This is a genomic window from Nanhaiella sioensis, from assembly GCF_046557775.1.
Taxonomy (GTDB): Bacteria; Bacillota; Bacilli; order Bacillales; family SM2101; genus Nanhaiella; species Nanhaiella sioensis.
In genome coordinates, this window is sequence record NZ_JBKAEG010000001.1 from 654,104 (window position 1) to 680,181 (window position 26,078).

Genomic DNA, 26,078 nt, shown 5'->3' on the forward strand with positions numbered 1-26,078 from the left:
AAAGGTTTAAGATCAATAGGCAGATAAGAATAATCCTATATTGAAAAGAGACCAGCATGACTAAGCTGCTCTCCTTCCGTTTTCAATCTACATTTCCACTATTATCAATTATGTGATTATGTTCTATATCTAAATCAACTTGTAACGACTCAGTGTTAACTATTAGTCCCATATTATTGTATATATAGAAAAATCCAATAAGGATAATAGCTGAAGCTATTGGATGTTCAAGCATTTTATTGAAGGGCTGAGTGAAAGGTTTTTGCGTTTCATCATTCAACAAATTTAAAGCTAGAATGAGAGAAACAATCACTAATGTAAAAAAAATTTTGATGGTTGATTCCTGATATTGAACCATTACCATCTCACCTAACATTGCTCCCATCATTCCTCCCATTAAACCTGACAACATTCCATTTAATACTGGTATGATTCCATTCAGTAGCCCAACCATACTTCCACATATAAACCCAACACCCATTCCTAAGACAGTAGATAAAAAGAGATTTCCATTAAAAAAAACCCCAAAGATCACTCCACTTAACAAACCATTCATCATACCGACTGTCATTGTAATCGTCATACTAGTCATACTTGCTATGTTTTTTCTTTGTATTACCAAGCATAAGGAAATATAAAAGGTTAATAAGAGTGGTGTTATAATTGTCATTAATAACGCTTTTGACATAATCATATTTATCACATCCTAGTTTAATAGCATGTACACCAATATATGCAATTACTATTGCAACTAGTACAGATATCCCTACAAACATCAGATGATTCGACTTAAATCACCTAGACGTGTAATCCAAAACTACGGTATTAATATAAAAGTTATTTATTTGAAGATAAAATCTTGAATTGTCCTTTGGATAACAAAATTTCTAACACATACTTTGTGCTAATCATCTACTCAAAAAAATATTCTTATCTAGCTTTAATTCGGTCAAATCACCTGAATGAGTAGTTAAATCAACATCAACCTGCAATCATCTAATTGTAATTCATTTACAAGGTGGGTAGCTTCCATATTAATTACATCAACCTTGTATGTGTTCGGCTAAGTTATCATCATTAAATGTATAATTAATTCCTTCATGCTTTTCTACAATACTGTCCTCAAATGAGATTTCATGAGCTTCTTGGTATACAGGGTTCTATCAATGATCTCCTTTGTAGTTCGATTTATTTAACTACATCATTAGATTTTTCACCCTGTTGACTCCTTCTCCAGCTTTACTTATTCTTTGCATTACTTTCGATAGAGTCATCAAATTTTTCTTTAAGCAATTCATGTTGTTCTCTTAACATAGTAAGTTCACCTTCTAATTGCTTAACTTTATAGCTGTCTAATCTAGAAGACTGTTCTTCTTCATACGATAAATCACTTTGTACAGTAGCATTATGACCAAATTGATGTTTCCCATGACGATGACCATGTTGATGTTTTCCATGATTATGACCTTTCATCATAAAGACCATTGATAATGGACATAAAAGAAGCAGTAAAAGTAAAATCCATTCCATCATTAATACCTCCCATAGATCAATTTTAATAATGAAGTCATATGTCAAATGACTGTAAACTTTGAACGGTGTTATTTTTTTGTACTTAAAACTAAATGTGCATACTAACTGGTGTTAGTGGCTCCTTTTATACTATTTTAAGGATGAAAGTTCATATAGCTTCACCATGCTGTTCAATTTAATAACTTAAACAAAATTTTAGAAAAGGGCCGATCTAACAATATATTATTACTTATGAATTTCTGAATCATCACTCCCATCTCAATACCATAACCTCTTATAATATCTTTATATGCTAATTGTTTTTTCTGCAGATAAAATGCATATATGTTCTCAACTGTGTGAAAGGTGTTTTTTCAACTATTAAGCTGATCTTCACCCCTGTACCCAAAAATAAATAATGACCGATAAAAGCATCAATACAATTACTGCAAATATTGTTTTATAATAATCTGTTGCTGTTATTACATTATCATTATTAATAGTGCTTCTTGGTTTCAAATATTTCATTAAGAATATTCCGATGGTTATACCTACAATACTCATTAAATGACTAACAGATATCGTACCTAATATCATTGGATTAATTCTTGAGAATTCCACAATTGCTCGTATGATCATATAACCAATTAAATAATGAATAAAGATTTGCCCATGGTAAGATGATTTTTTCAAGCGTAACCATAGGTACCCAAATAACAAATAATCTAATAAAAATTCGTATGCTTGAGATGGATGAAGATACTCTCCATTTACTTCCATTCCCCAAGGTAATGCCTGTGAAATTGGACCACCAAATACATCACAACCAATTCTACTAATCCCTTGAGCTAATATTAATGCTGGCGCGACAATATCTAATGTTTCCCAAATCGGCATCTTGTGACGCTTCAAAAATATATACCCAACAGCAAGACCACCTAAAATACCACCATGTATTGAGAGTCCGCCGTTATGAATGAATATAATTTCTAATGGATTATTAATAAAATAGATAGGATCGTACATGAATACATAAATAATTCGAGCTCCTATTACTCCACCAATGAAAGAGTAGATTGCACCATCTATCAATAATTTATAATTAAGTCCCCTACGTTTTGCTTCTCTAGTTAAAATAGCTAAACCTGCCATTACACCAATAGCTATCATTAAACCAAAAAAATATATTGAAAGCGGACCTATACTAAATATGGGTTTCATCAAAAATTCCTCTCTTCATTAAATTATTTCTACTCATCATAACCAGTCATACTAGCTTAAATAAAGGTCCGTTTCCTTATCTTTGTTGTTATTTTGCTAATTTAAACCACTATAACGGGGGGGTTTTTCTGGTTTTATAGCAGAAAGGTACCACTCACTAAAGTTATACCGTATTTATTTCTTAGCACGTAAACAACTATCAATGCGAAAACAGCCTAAAATATGACCCCTCCTTCGAATACAGTGCTATTATAATAGAAAATTATAGATTTTTTATGAAGATTGGAATTTACTATAAAGTTTTTCGAAAGAAAAGTGTTGGGTAATCTTTCACCTACAAAAAAACACCACCTCAAAACTATTTAGTCTTTAGTGGCGTTTCTTAACTTACGAATATTTTTTATCAATGTATTTTTCCGATCTTAACCTTTGAACAATCGTGCGTTTATCGCAACAATTACAGTACTGAGTGACATTAATACAGCTCCAACTGCTGGACTTAATACAATTCCTATTGGTGATAGAATTCCAGCTGCCAGTGGAATCGCGACAATGTTATACCCTGTTGCCCACCATAGATTCTGAATCATTTTTCTATACGTTGATTTTGAAAGCTCAAGGATGGACACAACATCTTCAGGATTACTTTTTACTAAAATAACATCTGCAGTCTCCATTGCAACATCAGTACCTGCTCCTACAGCTATTCCGAGATCAGCGTTTGCCAAAGCAGGTGCATCATTGACCCCATCCCCTGTCATTGCTATTTTTAAACCGTTTGCTTTTAGTTCTTTTATCTTGTCTGCTTTTTCATGTGGTAATACCTCTGCAACTACATCATCTAAATTCAATTGCTTTCCAACCCATTGAGCTACTTTGTAATTATCTCCAGTTAACATCAACGATTGGACATTGATATTCTTCAAACGTGCGATTGCACGTTCAGCACTTTCTCTAACTTTATCAGCAAGTGCAATCATTCCAGCTACTTCACTATTAATTAATACAAAGATTACAGTTTTTCCTTGCTCAGATAATCTCTCAAACGTTTCTTGTTGAAATCTTATATTATTTGCTTTAACAAAACCAGGGCTGACTAGTAAAATCTCTTTACCTTTTACAATTCCCTTTAGCCCTTTACCTGTCATCGATTCAAACTCATCTGGCTGATAAAAAGTTAATTTTTGAGCTTTTGCTTCTCCAACTATCCCTTTTGCAATCGGGTGTTCAGACAATACTTCTAGAGAAGCTGCAAGTTGTAAAACATCCTTCTTTTCATAGCCATTTTCAGTCATGATATCAGTTACACCAAATTCACCCTCGGTTAAAGTACCCGTTTTATCAAAGACAATGGATTGAATATTTCTTGCTTCTTCAAAGTTAGCACGGTTTCTGATTAATAACCCTTGCTTTGCAGCTAATGCTGTAGATCTAGCTACAACTAATGGAGCTGCTAAACCTAAAGCATGAGGACAAGCAATTACCATTACAGTTACCATACGTTCTAACGCATAAACAAAAGGGTACCCCAGCAATAACCATGTTACCAATGTAACGAACCCAGCAATTAGTGCTAGATAAAATAACCATTTAGCAGCACGATTAGCTAAATCCTGTGTTTTGGATCTTGATTCTTGGGCTTCTTTAACCATCTTTACTACTTGGGAAAGATAGCTATCTTCTCCCGTTTTTTCTACTTGTATGGTTAAAGATCCTTCTCCATTTATGGATCCTGCAATCACCCCATCGTCTATTGTTTTTTCAACTGGTACTGATTCACCTGTCAGCATAGATTCGTTGATGGAAGAGTTCCCCTTAATAATAGTTCCATCAACAGGGACCTTTTCACCAGGTTTTACTAGAACTTTATTTCCTTGGGTTAAATGACTAATGTTAACATCTGTTATCTCTCCATTTTCATCTATCAAATGAGCCTCTGAAGGAATCATTTTCGCTAATTCTTCCAGAGCATTAGAAGCTCCCATTACTGATCGCATTTCTATCCAGTGCCCTAATAACATAATGTCAATGAGGGTGGCTAATTCCCAGAAGAAATTATTTCCTGATAAACCAAAGACAGTCAAGGTACTATATATATACGCCACTACAATCGCAAGTGCTATTAAGGTCATCATTCCAGGACTCTTTTGTTTCAGCTCATCATAAGAACCTGTTAAAAAAGGCTTTCCCCCATAGAAAAAAATGAATGTCGCTAAAATAAACAGAGCATAATTTACTCCATAAAAACTTAATTCATACCCTAAAATCGATTGGATCATAGGAGAAAAAATTAATATTGGTATTGTTACTATTAAAGAAATATAGAATCTCCTCTTAAAGTCAGCAATCATATGCCCATGATTATGCCCTCCATGGCCTTGGTGATTATGCCCCCCGTGTTCGTTATGATTATGATTATTATGTTCTTGATGATTATGACTATTATGTTCTCGATGCTTATGACCATCGTGTTCGTTATGACTATGACTATTATGTTCTCGGTGTTTATGACCATCGTGTTCGTTATGATTATGACTATTATGTTCTCGGTGTTTATGACCATCATGTTCGTTATGACTATTATGTTCCAGGTGATTATGTCCTACATGTCCATGTTGTTTATGGTCATCATGTTCTTGATGTGTATGTCTTTCAGGATTACCCACATTTTGATGAGTCTTTTTACCTTCCATCATCAATAACCCGCCCTTTCCATAATTGGAATTTATGTTGAAGTAAAATTTGAATAGCCTTTAACGCTTACTCTTAATTAATAACCTTATGTTGTTTCCTTACTTTTATACTATACCCCCCTATGGTAATTGTCAACTTAAATATTGTACTTATCTTTTATTTTGACCATATGACATAACTTCCTCTAAAAAATGTCCTAAATAAAATAGTCATAGCAGTTTGTTGCTGCTATGACTATAGTTTAAGCCCAATAAGTTATTGTATCAAAGATACCTATTATAATAATGATAATACCAGCAATCATTTGAATTCGTTTCCCTAGTTTTCTACCTTTTTTCATTAATGAACCTGCTAAGCCAAAATACCATATTATAAACAACGCTATTAGAACAGGGATAGACGTACCTAAAGCAAAAATAGTTGGTAAAATAACTCCATAAGAAGTAGATAGAACGATAGGCATTAATGTAACAAAAAATAAGATGAACATCGTTGGACAGAATGCTAAGGAAAAGCTTAATCCCATTAAAAATGAGCCAAATTTACTTTTTTTAAAATAACTGTCTGGTATTTTAATTAGCTGCAGATTCCAAGTCATTTTGAAAAACCCCATTAAATAAATACCCATTAATATTAAAATTGGCCCAATTACTTTCCTAAACCAAGGAAAATATAAGGTTAGACTTTGCTGAAACTCGCGTCCTAGCAACCATACTAATAACCCTAGTAAAGAAAATGCAGTTATTTTCCCGATAATGAAATAGATCACTTCTTTCCATGCAAGTTTTTCTTGCATGGAACGATTTCCGTAAAGAGTAATTGCACCAATATTCCCTGTAAATTGACAAGGTGCCATTGCACCAACAATGCCCAAAACAAATGCAGATGCCAGCGGAATACCTTCAACGCTATACGCAATATTCATAAAAGGCTGACTAAAAAAGTTACTTATCTGACTAAATATAGCATACACAACAAAACCACCTTTAATTTTCAAGTTAACACTTTAATGCTCACTAAATACAATAATTATGACTGTTTTCGTATAGAATGTTGTTTTTCGTACGAAATAACAAACACGTATACAACTAGGCTTTGGGTAACTATCTTTCTATAAAACGATGACTGTTGAGTAAAGTTTATGAAAAGAGCCATAATTATAAAGAAAGTATAGAAAAATAAGAAACTCGTTATATGACATAAACTTATTCGGGTTTATTGAAGTACTCTCCTTCTAATTCAAATGGTGAATAATATCCATTGTATTTAACAACTGTTACCATCCCATTTCCAGCATGGACAAGGTCATGGCAATGAAAGACCCATTCTCCTGGGTTATCAGCAGTAAATAAGATCTCATATTGTTCATGTGGTTTAACATTAATTAAGTCTTTTACTAATGGATTTTTTAACCTCTCTCCATTTCTCGTTATCACTTGAAAGTAGTGACCGTGTAAATGCATCGGATGGTCTAACATACTATTATTTGTAATCGTTACTTTTACTACGTCACCTTTCTGAACTTTAATAGGATCAGTATTAGGAAATGTTTTCCCATTAATCTTGTAAGTCATACCACCTGCCATCATACCCATCCCAACGTTCAAATCCATTTCGTATATCAGGTCTGGCTCGGCTTCTGAGCTAATAATCGACTCCATTTCACCAATGTTTGTAAAATCAATAAGTGATAACTCCTTTTTTCCTTCTACAACAGGATCTATATCTTCCACTTGCTTTTCAACGTGATTTACGATGATAGGAATTCTTATATCGTTGGCACCTTCCACATTGTTCACGCTAGAAATATACCAATTATTACTCTGATTAGCGTTAAACTCAATGTCTAGCCGCTCCCCAGGAGCTATCTCAATTACATCAGAGATTAGTGGTGCACCAATCACTTCTTTACCGTCATTTGCAACTAAATTGTAAGAGTTCCCTTGTAAATATAAATAGTGTTTCTGATATCCAGCATTCACTAGACGCAATCTTACTCTTTCTCCAAAATCAGCAACAACAGGGTCGATATTTGGCGCACTTTTACCATTCACAGTAAAGGTTCCATAGGTCATCTGTGAGTCCATCTCTCCAGGAGTGCCACCGGACATATGGTCCATCATTCCACCACTTTCACCAATAGACCATTCATCTAGCATCAGTACAAAATCTTGGTCATAAGATTTCTCCATAGGTTCAACGATTAGTGCGCCATATAAACCTCTATCTACTTGATTACCACTATCTTGGTGGGAATGATACCAATACGTCCCTGCTTCTATTGCCTCAAATTCATAGGTATATTCCTCACCAGGTTGCACTGCATTTTGTGTCACACCAGCTACACCGTCCATCATGTTAGGGAGAACCATGCCGTGCCAATGAATCGTAACTGGCTCATCAAGGTTGTTCTTTAAATTTACACGTACGAAATCTCCCTCGGATACACGAATCTCCTCTCCAGGAATTTCGTTATTATAAGTCCAAGCTTCAAATCGTGTACCTTTTATTTCCCAAACAGTTGATTGAGCAATAATATCAAATGTAACAACCTCCTCTTCATTTGGAGTTTCCTTTGGTATATCTAATATATTTATAGATGTTGAATTGTCATTTGAAGTTGTTTGTTGACACCCAACTAATATGAAAGAAATTCCTCCAATTATAAGTGTCAATAACCGAAACTTCCCCAAACCTTTCACCCCTTTGGTTAAGTTCATTATCTACTAATCTTCCATTGATTTTCCACAATACTCCGTTGTCAAATTAAACTTGTTTAGCCCAACTACTTATAAAAGATAGAAGCAGTTTTTGTTATTTACTTCTTATTTTTGCTTTAAAATGGTCATATTCTTTTTCAGAAATTTCACCCTTTGCAAACCTTTCATTTAAAATATTTATCGGATGTTGGTATGAATGGTTATTGCCATTCAGATATTTTTTCAGAAGATAAAACCCAAAGAAAAGTAAGCCTCCCCAAAAAATAAACATCCCTAGCATCATCATACTTCCTCCTTGAAAACCAGAGCAGCTATCGAGCCATCCCATCATGATCAGTTCACTCCATTCGTTTGCTCTTATACTAGCAAGAATTTTTGCAGATTTATTGAACTTCATTCATAATTTTCAATTGCATATGTTCAATACGTTTATGTTGCTAATAGTGAAAAAATAGTAGCAACAAAGTTTATGCAACAAGCTTATGTTATTTATCATTACTTTCTTCGAAATTAATTGAGAAATTTTGCAGATTCTTAAAGCATTTTATTAATTTCAAATATGTAATACCCATCATTTCTGAAATATAGAAAAGACCCAACTAATATGTCGAGTCTCTTCTATAGCTGTTATTTAATAGTTCCAGCATCTATCGTTTGCTTCCAATTTCCCCCACCATCTTCAGTCACATACACAGAGTTGTTAAATGTTGTTACTGACATTAAGTTATTATTATCTGCATTTATAGATATATTATTGACTGCGTCCTCTCCCAAGTCTAGACCAATGTAATCCCAAGTCTGCCCATTGTCGCTACTTTTCATAATACCTGCTTCATCTTGTGTAATTGAGTAGCTCACTAAGTCCTTGCTTTCATTTGGCATAACTGTAATTGCAGTAATTAAGCGATTTCCATCTAATAACTCCCATGTCTCTCCACTATCTTCAGAACGCATGACACCATTCTGTGTTCCAGCCAGTAGTTCACTATCATTATTCGGCTGTGAGATTAATGTGTAAATTTTATGAAGGTCATCTGGTAAGCCAACTGGCTCAATTTTATCCCAATTTTCGCCACCATCAATTGATTTAAATATACCAGCCCCATATTTGCCACTACCCATTTGATTCAAACCATATATAATATCAGTATTTGAATAATTTGCATCTAAAATGTGAAAATCAATCTTGCCTTGTAACGATACTTCTTCCCATGTAATTCCATTATCAGTACTTTTTAAAAGTCCTAGAGGGTCTGGAAGGTTTGATGACTTCCCTGGATGACCACTTGTAATCATTTCACCATTCGATAGTGCATGATAACCCATAAAATCATTATCATGAGAGCTAACAGTATACCATGATTCTCCTTTATCACTAGTGGAAATCATTCCTTCATGTGTAGCAACAAAGATCGTATCATCCTGAAATGATAACCCGTGCATATGTTCAATTTTTTTGCCACCTTCTATTTTCGTAGGTTCTGTAGTTTGTTCATTGGAATTACAGCCAACAAGTACTACTCCTACTAATAAAATTGGAGCAATTGTCTTTAACATTTTCATATATAATTGTCTCCTTCTAGAAAGAAATTTAATGAACTCTGTGATCCATTGGCAGTGCAAACAGATAAATATTGACTACTGTAAATACTATCATTAACACATAAAAAGGTAGCTTCCTCTGAATACCATTATTGTTCCCTATACGATGTACGGTATAAATCGAGCCAAGCAATCCTAAAACTATAATTGCATACTGTAATATTTGTACTGTTAAACCTGAACTAATAGCTAAATCACCACTCGCTTTAATACCAAACAACTGGAGCGTATTGTACCAAATTGCTTTCCCCTCGGTCAAAATATGAAATAAATTATGTGCCATATGCCCTGCCAAATCCAGCGGAATAATGGCATAACCAAAAATTACAAAATACTCTTTAATTGTTTGCATGTCCTTTTTATTAGATGCTATAAAAGAAGCAAACCACAAAAGGAATAATGGAATAACCATTGATACTATAAATGCAACTGTAAAATTAATTGCATAGCTCGTTGTTCTCGTTAATTGACTTATGTATTGTAGAATATCTTCCCATACAGACAACATCGTAATATTTTGAACAAATACGATTCCCATAATGATAGCTGCTAATGCGGTATGCTCTAACCTTGGCTTTTTTATGCCCCATAACTCACTAGTAGGTTTACGAATTGAAACTTGAATCGAATCATTAGGACAAGCTTTAATACAATTCGCACATAAGTTACAATCCCCACTTGAATCCATTGTTCTTGGAAATTGAAACATAGGACAACCTTCAACTTTGCTGTTACCCCGATAACATGATTGAGTTTTGCAGCTTTTACAAATTTCCTCTGTCCCTTTTAATTCAACAATACCAGCTCTAGAATAATTACCTGCAAGACCACCTAGAAAGCATAGTGTCTTACAAAAAGTTCTTCTTTCGTAAAAAACAGATGTGATGATGACCATTGTCAACAAGATTAATAATAAATACCCAGATCCTCTAGGTGAATCGACAATACCAAAAACGTGATCACTCCATGTAATTAAAATAAAAAATAAATCCATTAACCAAATACCATACTGTTTTAGAAACTTTGGTACGGGGAGTTCACTACCAAAGTATTTTCGAACAATGTCACTTATTTTGCCGAATGGACAAACTGCACACCAAAACCTTCCAAATAAGATAAAAAAAAGCGGAATAATAGGCCACCAAAGAACCCATGTCATCGTCGTTCCAAAATTCTTATGACCATTTGTTGTACCCGCAACTAACTGAAATACAATGATTGAAAACACAACAATGGCTGTCCATTGAAAAATCCCAGGATACCATTTACTTTTAAGAAAACTGCTTATAATGGGATGCGACAACAAGTTCTTCATATGTATTCTTTGAATATATGCTTCTTCCATTTTTCTCTTATGTAATTTTAAAATGAGACCCAACACTAAAAACAAGAAGATAATTGTCCCAAATATTCCTAAAACCACATAATTTGGAGAATCTACAATTACAATCTCTTCACCGTGAGCATGACCATCGGATTGTTCAAAGAGTTGATTTTTTTGTTCTATTAAAGTATTTTATCCTCTAAAACCGTTAATAACTGATGAAATGTCTTCATAATTTCCCGCATCCCCTCCATCTGCATATACGACTATCCCTATGCTTAGTAACACTACGAGTAGGCTAAATGCTGATACTTTCTTTAACATCCCTAACTCCTCTATGAAGATATTTTTTTTACACTCTAAAAATATCGAGGGAATATGCAGATTTAAAGGATTTTTTTTGAAGAAATAATGTATTTTTTTAAAAAATTAATTTGATGAATGATGTAACAAACCTATGTACACTATAGTCCAAGTTTATTGCCCTAAACAAATGGTATTAGTTTGATTGATTTTAAATTTTCATTAATACAAATTTTAAATTTAGTGCTTTCATTAATATTCGTAAATTTCCGTATTTCTTTTGGTATATATATTGAACCTCTGGAACCAACCACTACTTGATTTTCTAAACTTTCATTTCTTCTATTGCTCGTTATTTCTATCCACATATCACTATAGTAAACATCCACTACTTGCCCAGGTTCCATATTACAAAAATCCCTAAGTTTTTTTGGTATTGTCACAGCATACCCTTTAGTAATAAATATTATTTTATTTTCTTTTTTACGCATATTACTCAACACTGAACTCACCCATTTTATATAGTTTACACTGAACCACCTTTTTCAATTTTCACACCCCAATAATTAATAAAAGGTTATCCTTGTGGCAAGCCTTTTAGTTAGTTCAACAGAGTTATTATAGAATGAAATTTTAAAGTTTTTATGGAGATTTTGGATTCAAATAAAATAGTTGTTAAGTCTCAACAACAATAGGGAAGGTGTAATACAAATACCTAAGAAAGAAAATATAAATGGATCTTACACATGTAAAGGCTCTTGTATATGTAACCAAAAGAAAACCATCTCCGAATTAGTTTTAGCAACCTATAATCAAGCTACTATCTAGAAATCAATATTATTCATGCACAACAAAAAGACCAGCCAACGTACTTAATTATTATAGGACTCATCTACGAATCCTATAATTTTTCAAGTGGCTCGTCACATTTCATACAATAGTTTTGGAAACAGGGTTTACCCAAACAAAATCATTTCATAATACAAAAAAATAAAACACCGTTAATTATGAACAACGATAACGTAAAGGAGGTATGTATTTGTTCTAATCTAATGAAGACTGTTCCCTATGAGTGTTAGCGTTAAGTAACGGATACATATACAACAATAGTTATTTAGAAATCCGTTACTCTTTATTTTCTTTGTGTTTTTTGGCATCCTGTAAACAGACAATATCTCCTCAAGGCTTTAACTTTTATTATTAATCTACAAGATGGTTAGTAAGAGTTTTCCTTTTGGCAGATGTTCAATACTTAAGTAGCCATTGATCACTAGAGATTTTATAACAACTGGAACATTGATGTCTGAAAAATGCTCTACTAATTCTCGTCTATTGAATTCAACTGCTGCTTTGCCTTCATTTTTAAAAATAACTTTTAGTTCATCAAGTATAAATTGTTCCTCCTTCGTTAACAATGCTTTCACTCCTTTTTTGGTCTCATGACAGGATAATAGCTATAAACTGTAAAATGGTTCTTGTATAACTGACTAACCAATTACGAGATCCTCCATGATGGGGTATTATTAAAGGATTTAGACATTATCTTAAGGCATTTCAAGTGAATACATAACATATTTTTATTTGCTGCCTGTTTTCGCACAGATTATTGATTTTATATTAGGCTTTTTTTGGTTCGCAGCATCTTTTTACTTAATAATTTTTGAAGTTATTTTCCATGATTAATAAAATTGTAATCAAGATTACGCAATGTGCCTATTGATTAAATATATTGATTTCCAAATATTTTAGAACACCCACGATTAAAAATCTATAAGCTAATTAAGTAGTTCCTGAGTACAAGTTTACTAGAAACAAAAATATGTAACTATTTCGTACCTATGCTATAGTTGAAACCCGTTGTACTTTCTTTTCTCTTATCTAGATTTTATATGACGATATTTGAAGAATCGGAGAGATTGCTTGTATTCGATAAATGTTTTTTTATCTATAATGACTCATACCAATCTTTTAATTGAGGATGATTTATTATACTTTCTACGCTTAGTATTTGCGGCTTAAAACCACCTAATTCTACTATATCTATTCCTCCGTCACTGTTTCTCACCAAAAAGAAGTCCTCAAATGGGGTGCCTACTATCTCAATTGCTGTTTGACTATGTGAATCAACATAAAACATTTCAATCGTCTTCCTATCGCTTATACCGATTCGTTTTGTTTTACTATTCGCTTGTACACTTTCTAGTGAGCCAGATATTTCAAGTTTTTTGAGTGTCGAACCGCCCATATTTTCGTAGATCTTGAATACCACATTCATTACTTCAGCAAGACCAAATAACAAAAAACTATTTATAACACAGGCAATTAAAAAAGCCCCTCCAAAAGATAATAGTTGTGTATCATTTGCCAACCAAGCGCCTATAATTATCCCTACACAAATAGTAAATACGCCTAAAAATCGTAAAACACCTGTCACTTTATTTCTCATTATTATCCTCCAATACAACTATTTAACAATCATTTTATCAATATTTCGAGTTTTTTGATATATATTGTTTATTACGCTCAATGAAACCAACACTTTGTAAAAACGGTGTTTATTCTTTATCAATTGAGACTGATATTTGAAAAAATGATGCCTACACTCTATTTGTATATATTTTAGAAACAATGAAAGGTGTTTCCTACCCATCTTGGGACATCGAGTGTTATACAGCTTATTCATAATGATTCTAGAATGATAACTTTATAACCATCATATAGTGAAGATGAATTAAAGCATACGAGAGTATCTTTTATCCTAATCACAACATATGGAGGTTATGTTAAGTGAATCAAGCGACAACAAGTTCAGACCGCAAAAATGTCCAAGAAGAAAAGCCAAACTTTCTTATTTTAATGGTCGACCAGGAAAGATTTCCATCAATTTATGAAAACGAAGAACTAAAGTTATGGCGGAAAGAAAATATTATTGCACAAGAGCTTTTACGAGAAAATGGATTTGAATTTAACAATCATTATGCTGGGAGTACAGCTTGCTCACCAAGTCGTGCGACATTGTATACTGGGCAGTACCCTTCCCTACATGGGGTAACACAAACAAGCGGTGTTGCTAAAACCGCGTTTGACCCAGATTTATTCTGGTTAGACCCAAATAGCGTTCCAACGATGGGTGACTATTTTAAAGCTGCTGGGTATCGTACTTTTTGGAAAGGAAAGTGGCATGCTTCTGATGAAGATATTCTCATTCCTGGTACAAAAGATGCTTACCCAAGCTATACATTGACAGGAATACCTGATGAAGAGAAGGTTCGAAAGTATTTGAGCGCTGATCAATTGGATAAGTTTGGGTTCTCTGGCTGGGTGGGTCCTGAGCCTCATGGTTCAGCTCCTCGAAATTCAGGATGTTCAGCAGCCATAGGTGTCAGTGGGCGAGATGTTGTCTATTCTGCAGAAGTTGTTGCATTGATTCGGTCTCTCGAATTACAAGAAGAAAATGATGCACCATGGTTGATTATGAGCTCATTTGTAAATCCACATGATATCGCATTATTCGGAATCGTTACAGAATTAAGTGCACTGTATAATTTTAAAGTAGACCCTTCTGTTCCGTTCATTCCTCCTGCTCCAACGGCAAAGGAATCACTATCTACAAAACCCATCGCACAAGATAGCTACCGAGTCACTTATCAGAAAGCTTTGCAGCCTCTAAGAGACACACTTTTTTATCGCCAGTTGTATTACTCTTTACAAAAAGAAGCTGATCAGGAAATGTTGAAAGTATTTCAAGCACTTCAGAAATCTAATTTTTATGAAAATACAATTGTCATTTTCTTATCTGATCATGGAGAATTATTAGGTGCACACGGTGGATTATTTCAAAAGTGGTATAACACATACGAAGAGTCGATTCATGTCCCTATGATCATCCACAGTCCTAGGCTGTTCTCTGGTCGACAAAGTACAGACAGTATAACGAGTCACGTTGATGTTCTGCCAACTATGCTAGGCTTAGCAGGTATTAACCCAATGGAAATACAAGAAAAGCTGAGGCTAGACCATACTGAAGTACACCCTCTAGTTGGTCGTGACCTTACCCCCTTGTTAAAAGGAAGAAAGAATTTTTACCGTGACGATGAACCGATTTATTTTATGAGTGATGATGATGTGACAAGGGGATTGAATCAGGTCACATTATCAGGAGAGCCGTATGAATCAGTCGTCCAGCCAAATCATATTGAAGCGATTATTACGATGTTACCTACTGGTATGGATAAAAAAAGAGAAAGGTGGAAGCTTAGTCGTTATTATGATAATCCACAATTTTGGAGTGATCCTGGGTGTGAGGACAACACAACTGTCCAGAGCTCTGCTATTAATACAACATCAAATGAGCAATGCTACCTTTGCTTAACGAAAACAAAGTATAATCCAGTTCCAGATCAATATGAACTATACAACCTTACTAATGATCCGTTAGAAGAAAAAAACCTAGCGAACCCTGCCTTCGAAACCCCAGAATCAATAATAGTCCAGAACCTTCTTATTTCAGCTCTTGAAGAGCAATGTAGCCAAAAGAGACTATCACCATCAAGTGGAGTTGTACCTGGAATGTCGTCTTGTAATTGCAAAGGCTCTTCATAGTTTGGCAATGTGTTCAAAATAGATTGTTTACATCAACTACTTTGCGAAGTACATTTGCATTGTAGTTTCTTTTTTAGTTTGTAATCTATACTACATTCTCAGTATCATATTAGAAAAAATATGATTATATAGTAAGAACTGTTGTATTAGCTTTTGTTTAGGGTTGTATTTATTGCTCAGAAATACAACCACTTGTTCTTCCTTCATGCAAATGACATTTGCATAAAATCAAGCAACACTTTTTAAGAACAAGATGCTAAAGAACTATGTAGCTACGATTGAATTGTAGTTCTGAATATCCAACAGCTATTAGACATATTAATAAATTTGTTGAAGGACCATCTAATAGGTTAAATGTAATTCTTTGAATTAAAATCATGTTTCCTGACCTCTCATTATTTATAGACATATCTAATCAGGCATTTAGCAAAATTTTTCTTGTGTAATTTTCCGCCTTCCCTACTCATGGAAACTATTGGTTTTACTTAATTAAATGATGATAATTTAATCTTTATTGCCATTCTAATACGCGCTATTGTTACCCTAATCGAAGCTCTACTTTTTCAGCTTTCATGATGCCATTATCATATTCGTATGTAATGACGATGTTACCATAATAATGGTTCGGTTTTTCTTCTACCAATAATATAGCCTTAAGTGTATTGTCTTCTATCGTAAATTTCACAAAATGTTCCATTGATAGTTGAGGTAACTCTTCTTTAGAATCTAGCTTATTATTTGGAATGAATGTACTTTTACCATCTACTACTAAAACTACTCCTCTCTTCGTTCTCTTCATATTAACTTTTTGAGCGGCGATGATTCGTGGATTCTCAATATAAATTTCTTTCACTACATCTGTTTTGTCTACTAATGTTCTTTCTAATACATGTGCTTCATTTATATATACACCTTTGTCTCGGTCTGTCGTGAGGACGACAATAATTTCCTCCTGACCAGTATTTGTTACATCAATAGAGTACAATTTTGGCTGAAAGTCATGATCTGTGACATTCATCCAATGTACAAACTCTTTGTTTCGTTTTCCTACTGTAAGCTGAAAATATTTAAACCACTTGTCTTCTTTAATCGCTAGCAATGTAACATTAGCATCAGGTAAATTAGCTACTTTTATTCTATCTTGAACATGACTCTTGCTTGAAAATTTGATTACTTTTCCACTCGACTCATTATAAGCAAATACAGGGGCTGCGATTTGACATAACATAAGTACAAATACTAACAAGCCACATAAAATACGAACCCACTTCATTTATACCCACCTCACAATTACAATTATTTCTGTTGCTTATCCTACAAAGAACTAAATCATATACACCTAAACCCAATGACACTATTTTTTCCATACATTTACATTTCTCCCTTAATTTCATTTAAATGTTCTAATCTACAAAGTTTACAAAAAAAGCTCCCCTCTTGTTCCAAACAATCATCTCCACAACTAATGATGGTAAACATTCTTTACTGATTGCTGTTTTCTTATAGAATGTTGTGTTTACTAAAAAATAAACACGAACTAATTTTCGTTGCATCTTTCTTCTATAAAACGATGACTGTTGAATAAAGCGACATTTTCTCCTAGGAACTGTAGCAACAACGTTTACGAAAAGAGCCCTAATGATTGACTGATAATATTACTAAATGTATTAGAAGTTGTTCGTATGAAAATGCATGTAAGTACATTTTCTTTCATTTCTTACTCATACGAATCTATTCTCAGAATTAAAATGTTTTTTTATAGTATTGTTTTCCTGTCACGTCAATATGTACAGGCATACATGAATATATAGTAAAAAGGTTGTTTTAAAAAGCTGATCAACCCTTCTCCCAGGCTAACCACTTTATAAGGAGTGATTCTTTTGTTTTCAAACGAAGAAATTCGTGAAGAAATTACAACTATTGTGCATGACCTCCATGAAACACAATATACAGATGGGACTTGGCGATTTTGCTTTGAAGGTCCTCCATTAACGGATTGTTATACTATTATTTTGTTACATTGCCTTGGTATAGATGAAGAATCATTAATATCAAAACTTGCAAATCGATTATTGAGTATACAAAGTGAAAAGGGTACTTGGAAGCTGTATGAAGATGAGCAAGATGGAAATTTATCTGCTACCATTCAATGTTACTTCGCCTTATTATGCTCTAAAGCTGCGAAAAAAAGTGATACAAATATGAAGAAAGCAGAACGATACATTAAATCACAAGGTGGGTTGACTAAGGCTCATTTTACAACTAAGTTTATTCTCTCTGTATGCGGCCAATATCCTTGGCCTACAGCATTTTATATTCCTATGTCCATATTAATGCTTCCAAAATTTTCGCCACTTAGCATTTATTCAATTAGTAATTATGCCCGAATTCATTTTATTCCTATGGCTATTTGTGGAAACAAACGCATTTCACTTCGTTCTGAGAGTACACCAGATGTAAGTCATCTATTCACCACACCTCCTTCTTTATTCACACAAAGCTGGATTAGAGAAAGTAGACTTTCACATGAATTCTTAACACAGCTTAAAAAACTTGCTAGCTATCCGCTGCATATCCATGAACAAGGATTAAAAAAAGCTGAGAAGTTTTTACTAGACAGAATTGAAAGTAATGGGACTTTGTATAGTTACGCTACCTCAACTGTCGTCATGGTTTTTGCACTTTTAGCATTGGGATACACGAAAGATTCGCCGATTATCCAAAAAGCAATTAAAGGATTGAAATCTCTCAGTTGCCCAGCTAACGAAGTTCATATTCAAAACTCACCCTCAACTGTATGGGATACAGCCTTATTAAGTTATGCGCTCCAAAAAGCAGGAGTAAGTGCAGATGTTTTAATGATACATCGTGCTAACGAATACCTACTATCCCGTCAGCACAAAAAATATGGAGACTGGACAGTACACAACCCCAATACAGAACCAGGGGGCTGGGGTTTCTCAGATATAAACACGATTATTCCTGATATTGATGATACAACTGCAGCACTAAGAGCCATCACATCAACGGCTCAAACACAACATCCTTTTCAAGTCGCTTTATCGAAAGGGCAGAAGTGGCTTCTGTCTATGCAAAATAATGACGGTGGCTGGCCATCATTTGAAAAAAACGTTGACCAAAAATGGTTAGCAACATTACCGATCGAAAACGCTAATTTTACATTGCGTGACTCATCAACAGCTGATTTAACAGGACGTACACTTGAATATCTTGGAAACTTTGCTGGCTATGACGAAGAACATCCACAAGTAAAACAAGCTGTGAATTGGTTAATTAACAATCAAGAAGAGAATGGCTCTTGGTATGGGAAATGGGGTATTTGTTACATTTATGGCACATGGGCTGCTGTTACAGGTTTGAGGGCAGTTGGTATCCAAGCAAATCACCCTTGTATACGTAAGGCAATTCGTTGGCTTAAAAATATTCAAAATAATGATGGTGGATGGGGAGAGTCTTGTCGCAGTGCTGAAGTCGAACGATTCGTACCTTTGCAATTTAGTACACCTTCTCAAACTGCATGGGCTTTAGATGCATTGCTCACTTCTAATTCAAAAATGGAAAGATCGATTCAAACTGGAATACAATTTTTAATTTCAAATAACTATTCTTCTACCCAACATACTTATCCTACAGGCACCGGCTTACCCGGTCAATTTTACACCCAATACCATAGCTACAATACAATTTTTCCACTAATAGCACTGTCTAATTATATATTGACAGAAAATTGACAATAATAAAGTAACAAAGAACATATTTTCTGTATTTTTTTCTCCTATATGAAAAGAAGCTTTTTGAGATCTTATCTAAAAACAAGTTTATTAATCTATAAGGGGTTGTTACATCTTGTATCGATTATTTTTAAGATGTTTAGAGCTAAAGCAACCGATAGAAGTCATATACATGTCTAAATCTGGTCAAATAACACAAAGGATTTTACGGGTTGAACAAGTAACGCCGAGCTATGTGAAAGCATATTGTCTGTTACGTCATGAACAACGAACTTTTAATCTAGCAAATATTTTATCGGCAATCCCAGTTTCACAATGAAAATAAGGCTCGTTTCGTAAACTTTGTATTTTGTCATTATTTAGATGAACATCATTATCTAAAACTTCTATCTTTTAAATTAGGGGCTGCTTTCACATCAATTGTTGCTTTTTTTATAGGCTGTTTTCGTATAAATTGTTGTTTTTTCTCTATTAAAATAATCATGTATACAACTAAGGTTCGGGGCATTGCATCTTTCCTTCTATAAAATTATGATTTTTGAGAAAAACGAGGTTTTTATCTGTTATTTTAGGAACGACAACAACAAAATTTACGAGAAACCAAAAATAGAAAAGATGTATAAGTGGCTATTGTGCAACGCGACTAAACAATGTGAAAACACCGTAAAAATTCACAATTAATACAAAAGAACTATTCCAATCACCTTGTTTTTTTGTTAATCTAAAAAGAAACACTTTTTTATTTAACTACAATAGAATGGAGGAGAGCACCTATGAGAGAAGTGACCTTAACAGACCTTTTTTTACATCCGATTGCTCAAAAATATCTTAATCGTTCTGGAGTTGCTCATGCAATTTCCACCTCCTACCATGCCTTTCATTTAGCAATACAGTATAAAGTTGATGTAGATTTAGCTACAAAAGCAGCACTCTTACACGATATCGGCCATTATGAGTGGTATCAAGACGGCAAATGGGACTTTGAGCAATATCGCCAAAATGATATACATGCGATCAAAGGAGCTGAACGTGCACATAAACTATTAATCCGATTAGGAGAAAAACCTACGAATGCCAAGCAAATTGCATTAGCAGTGTTGCTACACACAGATTCTTACCTTCCTGAAGGCAAGCTAAATACAGATGACTTACAACAGGTTGTAAAATTAGCTGATGAGGCTGACGAAGAACCAAATGGGAAACATCACTATCGAACAATCGAGAAAAAGCTGGCGCTAGTAAAAATCAAAAACTTAGATTCACTCATTGATCGTTATTTACAAAATACCACTAATTTAAAAGAAGCCAATTAATGACAGCAACTACTTCAATTACACACCTTCATATACATGTCGATTAAGCGGGCATACCGATGGTGTTCCTTTCCGCTTCCCTTTTTACTTCCCTTAACTTTATTCTGTCATTTATGATCTATCACACCCTCCTATCATTTTAACAGCATTATACCGTTGTTTATGGTACAATTTGATGATATTAACGTACTATGACAGCTGTAGGAGGTTTATCACATGAACGGTATAAAAGGCAAAATTAAAGAAGTGACTTTAACGAGTGAAGCCCTTAATGAAGAAGTACAAATTCTCATATATGAACCTGCGAATTTTTCACCATTGTATAAGTATCACGTATTAATCGCACAGGATGGCCAAGATTACTTAAATCTAGGTAAAATTGCCAGAGTGACAGATCATCTACTCTCTATAAAACAAATAGATAACACGATTATAGTAGCTATACCTTATAAAGATGTGATCGACCGAAAAGAAAAGTATCATCCAAATGGACAAAAACATCAGCAATATATACGCTTTCTAGCAGATGAGTTAACACCATATATTGATAAAGAATATCCAACATTCAATATGGGTATGGGGCGTATACTATTAGGTGATTCATTAGGTGGAACTGTATCTTTGTTAGCTGCACTAACATATCCACATACATTTGGAAAAATCATCATGCAGTCCCCATATGTGAACAGCCATGTAATTGATAAGGTAAAAGATTTCAAACTTCCTCATCAATTGGAGCTTTATCACGTAATTGGAAAACAAGAAACAGAAGTAAAGACAACCGATGGACAAATAAAGGATTTTGTATATCCGAACAGAGAGTTACATGACGTGATGAAGAAGAAAGCCTATCCGATCTTTTATGATGAATTTGATGGGGACCATACGTGGACTTATTGGCAACCTGATCTTAGTCGCGCACTTAAAATGATGCTGTCTATGTGACAAGATAATTCTTTAAATAGCTAATATATATAATTTTCACTTATTTTGCTATAATAGAAATTATTATATTCAAACATTTTAATAGCATGTAGTCAAAGAGGTAGATGCATTTTTTCTAATTGATTGTTTCGGAGCCTGCCGATGTACAAACATATGTGTAAAAGATGAGTATAATTAAAGAAATCCATTTTAAGAAAAGGAGCTGAAATCATGAAATACGGAATTGTATTATTCCCTTCAAAACAACTTCAAGATAAAGCGAACTCATACCGAAAGAGATATGACCCTAATTATTCACTTATTCCGCCACATATTACGCTTAAAGCGTCATTTGAATCAGATGATAACGATATGAAGGAGATGGTTGAACAATTAAAGGATATAACAGAAAAAGTTCAGCCGTTTAATCTACACGTGTATAAATTTAGCTCGTTTTCACCTGTCAATAATGTCATTTATTTAAAAGTTGACCCTACACCTGAATTATTAAATCTACATGAAATGCTTCATTCTGGCTTATTTGCAGACGATCCTGAATATGCATTTGTACCTCATATTACGATAGGACAAAAACTATCGAATGATGAACATTCTGATGTTTTTGGTAGATTAAAAATGACAAATGTAAATTTCGAAGAAAAAATTGACCGTTTCCATTTATTATATCAATTAGACAATGGACAATGGACTGTTTATGAAACATTTCAGTTTGGAAAGGATTGTTAACTGATTGAAAGTAAAAATAGCTACTACTAACGAAGAATATAACGATGCATTATTGGTCCGCAGACAGGTCTTTATCGAAGAACAACAAGTTTCTGAAGAAGAAGAAATAGACAACTTAGAAAATGAAGCAACACACTTTGTTTTGTATGATCAAAATCAACCAATTGGTGCGGGTCGCTTTCGCCAATTAGAAAACACTGGTAAAGTAGAGCGTATTTGTGTTCTTTCAACTAGCCGTAAAAAAGGTAGTGGAAAAATGATTATGGACAAAATTGAACAATTTGCCATTGATCAAGGAATTGATAAATTAAAGTTAAATTCTCAAACCCATGCAGAACAATTTTATAAAAAACTTGGGTATGAAACAGTCTCTGAAGTTTTTATGGATGCAGGAATTCCTCACGTAACGATGGTCAAACAATTAACATAATGTCTATAAAATACAATGTACATTACGCTAATAACGAGAAATGGTTATTAGCGCTTTTTTATTTATATTCCTTACAAAAAGCGATGTTTTCAGGTTAGATTTTAACTATGTTACCGATGTTTAATAACCAACCAAATTATATAAAATTCCTTCGGATGCGACTTTCGTTAAAGCTTCAACAATAGAAAAAATTTCCCTTTTTACTATTTTTCATCATAATGATTTTCACCTATTATTTTATAATAATGGTAATAAATCCCATCTATTATTCAGTATTTAAAACCATTGAAAAAACTCTTTGATCCATTACAGAAATACGCCAATTGTTGAATAACATTTTATTACAAATGGTGTATATCACAGCGATAATTTCATAACAAGCTGTTCCCCAATTGGACCGCTTTTTCGCGTGCCAGTGTCTTCAAACCCTACTGTTGCATACAGCTGTTGAGCAGGAACATTTTTATGATTCACTGCTAAAACAATTTCATCACAATTAGGAAATTCAGCTTTAACAAAATCGCTTAAGACGATCATACCTTGTTTGGCGTAACCTTTTCCTTGATGCGCATGGTCAACAGATAATGCGGTTAACAACATAGCCTTCGGATTAACTGAATACTCCTTTACTCGTTCAGTTGAATGCAATAAAAAGAAACCAACAGGTACATTATTATTAACAATGATAATTCGATGTTGTCCTTCCGTCACCTCCAAAACCTTACTTGGTAATGCAGTAAATTTTACTTGTTCTTCAGGGAGTTTAAAAGAAGATAAGGTTTCCAAATATTCATCAGAAAAATGTTTTAACTCAATGCAATTAATTTTATCCATAGTCTTTTTTGCTCCTTATTTTCTTTATATTTTATCATAAGCACAACAACAAGAACATACATTCGTTTCAATATTATAATATTACTACAAGTTCTTGTTCAGCAATTCTAGACGATGATGATATGATTAGACTACTCTTTCCTATCCAAATGACTCTACTTCGATATGACGACGATAATCCTCTCAAATTCCATTTTTCGGACTAATTATAGTAAATTAACGAAAATTTAATAAAGACTCTTTTCTGGTTGATTTTCGTACATAAATATAAACACCTAAATATATTGAACCAGATAAAGAAGTCTTTATCTCCCTGTTTATATTGTGTTTTACAAGTCAAATTCTGTGTTTTTCGGGCCAAATCCAGCATTTTATGGGTCTAATACCGTGATTTCCGAGTCAAACCCAGCATTTTACCGGTCTAATACTGTCATTTTACCGGTCTAATACTGTCATTTTACCGGTCTAATACTGTCATTTTCGGGTCAAATACCGGGATTTCTGGGCCAAATCCGGCATTTTATCGGTCTAATACTGTTATTTTCGGGTCAAATACCGGGATTTCCGAGTCAAACCCAGCATTTTACCGGTCTAATACTGTCATTTTCGGGTCAAATACCGGGATTTTCGGGTCAAATCCGGCATTTTATCGGCCTAATACTGTCATTTTCGGGTCAAATACCGTGATTTCCGGGTCAAATCCGGCATTTTATCAGTCTAATACTGTTATTTTCGGGTCAAATACCGTAAATTTTATCGGTCTAATACTGTCATTTTTGGGTCAAATTCTGTGTTTTTCGGGTCAAATCCAGCATTTTATGGGTCTAATACCGTGATTTCCGGGTCAAATCCGGCATTTTATCGGTCAATTCAGGGTTTTACACTTTATTTACCTGTCAAATTCTATGTTTTATCGGTCAATACTGTAATTTTCAATCTAACACGCTTGAAATTCTATGTTTAGGGTCTAATGTCTTTATCTCCCTGTTCCTTTTCATAAAATTAATAATAAGTGCCTTACTATTCGTCTACTCCAAAATAAAGCCTTTGAAAAGATCATAAAAAATCCCTGTCTGTACATCATAATAATGAACTTATAGGAATAGCGGAGCGACGTTCTTAATAATCATTCGTACATACCCTTGTCATTTTGAAACGCTGTTTCTGACTTAAGAAGTTACAATTAAATATTATTTTTTTTATAAGGTATTTTTGCATTGATTATAATTTTTCGTACTTAAACATTAACATAAAAATGATGTCAAACAGCTAACAAATCATTTTTTTCCGCTATAATATTGTCACGTTAGTAACAAAATTTATTAAAAAACATATCCACTAATAACAATTGCATAATACCTAGTTAACTATAAGCAGCATATTTTTTGATTCATATATAAAGGTGTGCATAACATGGATTATTATCATATTACAATCGAGATTTTTTTTGGCTTTATTGCGTTATTTTTGGTCACAAAAATGTTAGGGAAATCACAAATCACTCAAATTACAACTTTTGATTTCATATCTGCACTTGTCCTCGGCGAATTAGTTGGAAACGCACTATTTGATGAGAATACAGGGTTAGGGCAAATTATTTATTCGGTTGCAATTTGGGGGTTATTAATTTACACGATGGAAATGATCACTCAAAAATGGAAGAGAACAAGAGCTTTTCTTGAAGGTAAGCCATCAATCGTTATTAACAAAGGACAAATTAATTACAATGAATTAAAGAAAAATAAACTTGATATTAATCAATTACAGCACCTTCTACGAACAAAGGATGCATTCTCTATTCGGGAAGTTGAATACGCATTACTAGAAACAGATGGAACTGTTAACGTTCTTAAAAAATCCAAATATGCAGCTCCCACACGTGGTGATATGAATTTATCTAAAGAAAATGTTGTACTTTCAAACACACTAATTAGTGACGGGGAAGTGCTATGGGAGAATTTAGAGGAAGTTGGCTTCGATACAAAGTGGCTTCAAGGGCAAATTCAAGTTCACGGTGCAACAAAGTATTCAGAAATACTATACGCAGAATGGAAAGAAGGAGAGGGATTACACGTTCAGAAGTATTAATGCCTCTCCTTT

General features: G+C 33.8%; 24 protein-coding genes. 8 read left to right on the plus strand and 16 right to left on the minus strand.

All coding sequences use genetic code 11. The annotated features are described in order from the left end of the window. Positions 1 to 82 precede the first annotated feature (82 nt). From V1503_RS03095 to V1503_RS03155, 13 genes are all read right to left on the minus strand, one after another. Positions 83 to 694 (minus strand): hypothetical protein, encoded by a 612-nt coding sequence (locus tag V1503_RS03095; RefSeq protein WP_410624772.1) that lies wholly within the window; start codon positions 692 to 694, stop codon positions 83 to 85. 545 nt (positions 695 to 1,239) lie between these two features. Continuing rightward, complete coding sequence (locus V1503_RS03100) at positions 1,240 to 1,530, minus strand: hypothetical protein (RefSeq protein WP_410624774.1); 291 nt, start codon at positions 1,528 to 1,530, stop codon at positions 1,240 to 1,242. A gap of 375 nt (positions 1,531 to 1,905) precedes the next feature. Then, positions 1,906 to 2,733, minus strand: a complete 828-nt coding sequence (gene lgt, locus V1503_RS03105; RefSeq protein ID WP_410624776.1) for a prolipoprotein diacylglyceryl transferase — start codon at positions 2,731 to 2,733, stop codon at positions 1,906 to 1,908. A 422-nt stretch (positions 2,734 to 3,155) separates the two neighbouring features. Next, a complete protein-coding gene (locus tag V1503_RS03110) occupies positions 3,156 to 5,429 on the minus strand; it encodes a heavy metal translocating P-type ATPase (RefSeq protein ID WP_410624778.1) in 2,274 nt (757 codons plus the stop codon). Positions 5,430 to 5,668: 239 nt separating this feature from the next. Then, on the minus strand, positions 5,669 to 6,400 hold the full coding sequence (locus tag V1503_RS03115; protein WP_410624780.1) for an urease accessory protein UreH domain-containing protein: 732 nt from the start codon (positions 6,398 to 6,400) through the stop codon (positions 5,669 to 5,671). Positions 6,401 to 6,632: 232 nt separating this feature from the next. Further along, positions 6,633 to 8,120 carry a multicopper oxidase family protein gene (locus V1503_RS03120; RefSeq protein WP_410624782.1) on the minus strand — a complete coding sequence of 496 codons (1,488 nt, stop codon included), beginning with the start codon at positions 8,118 to 8,120 and terminating at the stop codon, positions 6,633 to 6,635. A 121-nt stretch (positions 8,121 to 8,241) separates the two neighbouring features. Next, complete coding sequence (locus tag V1503_RS03125) at positions 8,242 to 8,544, minus strand: SHOCT domain-containing protein (RefSeq protein ID WP_410624784.1); 303 nt, start codon at positions 8,542 to 8,544, stop codon at positions 8,242 to 8,244. A gap of 230 nt (positions 8,545 to 8,774) precedes the next feature. After that, a complete protein-coding gene (locus V1503_RS03130; protein ID WP_410624786.1) occupies positions 8,775 to 9,710 on the minus strand; it encodes a F510_1955 family glycosylhydrolase in 936 nt (311 codons plus the stop codon). A gap of 28 nt (positions 9,711 to 9,738) precedes the next feature. After that, positions 9,739 to 11,130: a 4Fe-4S binding protein gene (locus V1503_RS03135; RefSeq protein WP_410629373.1), complete on the minus strand. Its 1,392-nt coding sequence runs from the start codon at positions 11,128 to 11,130 to the stop codon at positions 9,739 to 9,741. A gap of 135 nt (positions 11,131 to 11,265) precedes the next feature. Beyond that, positions 11,266 to 11,397 (minus strand): hypothetical protein, encoded by a 132-nt coding sequence (locus V1503_RS03140; RefSeq protein WP_410624788.1) that lies wholly within the window; start codon positions 11,395 to 11,397, stop codon positions 11,266 to 11,268. A 161-nt stretch (positions 11,398 to 11,558) separates the two neighbouring features. Continuing rightward, on the minus strand, positions 11,559 to 11,876 hold the full coding sequence (locus V1503_RS03145) for a hypothetical protein (protein ID WP_320259112.1): 318 nt from the start codon (positions 11,874 to 11,876) through the stop codon (positions 11,559 to 11,561). A 705-nt stretch (positions 11,877 to 12,581) separates the two neighbouring features. Beyond that, positions 12,582 to 12,791, minus strand: coding sequence for a hypothetical protein (locus tag V1503_RS03150; RefSeq protein ID WP_320259113.1), 210 nt, complete (start codon positions 12,789 to 12,791; stop codon positions 12,582 to 12,584). 530 nt (positions 12,792 to 13,321) lie between these two features. Further along, a complete protein-coding gene (locus tag V1503_RS03155; RefSeq protein WP_320259114.1) occupies positions 13,322 to 13,822 on the minus strand; it encodes a hypothetical protein in 501 nt (166 codons plus the stop codon). 341 nt (positions 13,823 to 14,163) lie between these two features. Here V1503_RS03155 and V1503_RS03160 point away from each other — a divergent pair, with 341 nt between their 5' ends. Continuing rightward, a complete protein-coding gene (locus tag V1503_RS03160) occupies positions 14,164 to 15,978 on the plus strand; it encodes a sulfatase family protein (protein WP_410624791.1) in 1,815 nt (604 codons plus the stop codon). A gap of 538 nt (positions 15,979 to 16,516) precedes the next feature. Here the strand turns inward: V1503_RS03160 and V1503_RS03165 are convergent. Continuing rightward, positions 16,517 to 17,251, minus strand: a complete 735-nt coding sequence (locus V1503_RS03165) for a hypothetical protein (RefSeq protein ID WP_214483353.1) — start codon at positions 17,249 to 17,251, stop codon at positions 16,517 to 16,519. A 607-nt stretch (positions 17,252 to 17,858) separates the two neighbouring features. Here V1503_RS03165 and shc point away from each other — a divergent pair. Both shc and V1503_RS03175 read left to right on the plus strand, forming a co-directional pair. After that, positions 17,859 to 19,730, plus strand: coding sequence for a squalene--hopene cyclase (shc, locus tag V1503_RS03170; protein ID WP_410624793.1), 1,872 nt, complete (start codon positions 17,859 to 17,861; stop codon positions 19,728 to 19,730). Positions 19,731 to 19,845: 115 nt separating this feature from the next. Beyond that, positions 19,846 to 20,049: a hypothetical protein gene (locus tag V1503_RS03175; RefSeq protein WP_214483383.1), complete on the plus strand. Its 204-nt coding sequence runs from the start codon at positions 19,846 to 19,848 to the stop codon at positions 20,047 to 20,049. Between the two features lie 54 nt (positions 20,050 to 20,103). On the opposite strand, the gene V1503_RS03180 is transcribed toward V1503_RS03175, so the two are convergent. Next, positions 20,104 to 20,238 (minus strand): hypothetical protein, encoded by a 135-nt coding sequence (locus tag V1503_RS03180; protein ID WP_284730471.1) that lies wholly within the window; start codon positions 20,236 to 20,238, stop codon positions 20,104 to 20,106. 265 nt (positions 20,239 to 20,503) lie between these two features. Here V1503_RS03180 and V1503_RS03185 point away from each other — a divergent pair, with 265 nt between their 5' ends. The 4 genes from V1503_RS03185 to V1503_RS03200 all read left to right on the plus strand — a co-directional run bounded on the left by V1503_RS03185 (position 20,504) and on the right by V1503_RS03200 (position 23,144). Further along, the gene (locus V1503_RS03185; protein ID WP_410624795.1) at positions 20,504 to 21,043 is read left to right on the plus strand and encodes an HD domain-containing protein; all 540 of its coding nucleotides are present in this window, start codon (positions 20,504 to 20,506) and stop codon (positions 21,041 to 21,043) included. A gap of 216 nt (positions 21,044 to 21,259) precedes the next feature. Next, positions 21,260 to 21,988: an alpha/beta hydrolase gene (locus tag V1503_RS03190; protein WP_410624797.1), complete on the plus strand. Its 729-nt coding sequence runs from the start codon at positions 21,260 to 21,262 to the stop codon at positions 21,986 to 21,988. 210 nt (positions 21,989 to 22,198) lie between these two features. Beyond that, a complete protein-coding gene (locus tag V1503_RS03195) occupies positions 22,199 to 22,714 on the plus strand; it encodes a YjcG family protein (protein ID WP_320259120.1) in 516 nt (171 codons plus the stop codon). A gap of 4 nt (positions 22,715 to 22,718) precedes the next feature. Next, positions 22,719 to 23,144, plus strand: coding sequence for a GNAT family N-acetyltransferase (locus V1503_RS03200; RefSeq protein WP_320259121.1), 426 nt, complete (start codon positions 22,719 to 22,721; stop codon positions 23,142 to 23,144). Positions 23,145 to 23,501: 357 nt separating this feature from the next. On the opposite strand, the gene V1503_RS03205 is transcribed toward V1503_RS03200, so the two are convergent. Further along, entirely contained in the window at positions 23,502 to 23,978 is a 477-nt protein-coding gene (locus V1503_RS03205) for a GNAT family N-acetyltransferase (protein ID WP_410624800.1), read from the minus strand. A 1,413-nt stretch (positions 23,979 to 25,391) separates the two neighbouring features. Here V1503_RS03205 and V1503_RS03210 point away from each other — a divergent pair. Continuing rightward, complete coding sequence (locus tag V1503_RS03210) at positions 25,392 to 26,066, plus strand: DUF421 domain-containing protein (protein WP_214483346.1); 675 nt, start codon at positions 25,392 to 25,394, stop codon at positions 26,064 to 26,066. Positions 26,067 to 26,078 lie beyond the last annotated feature (12 nt).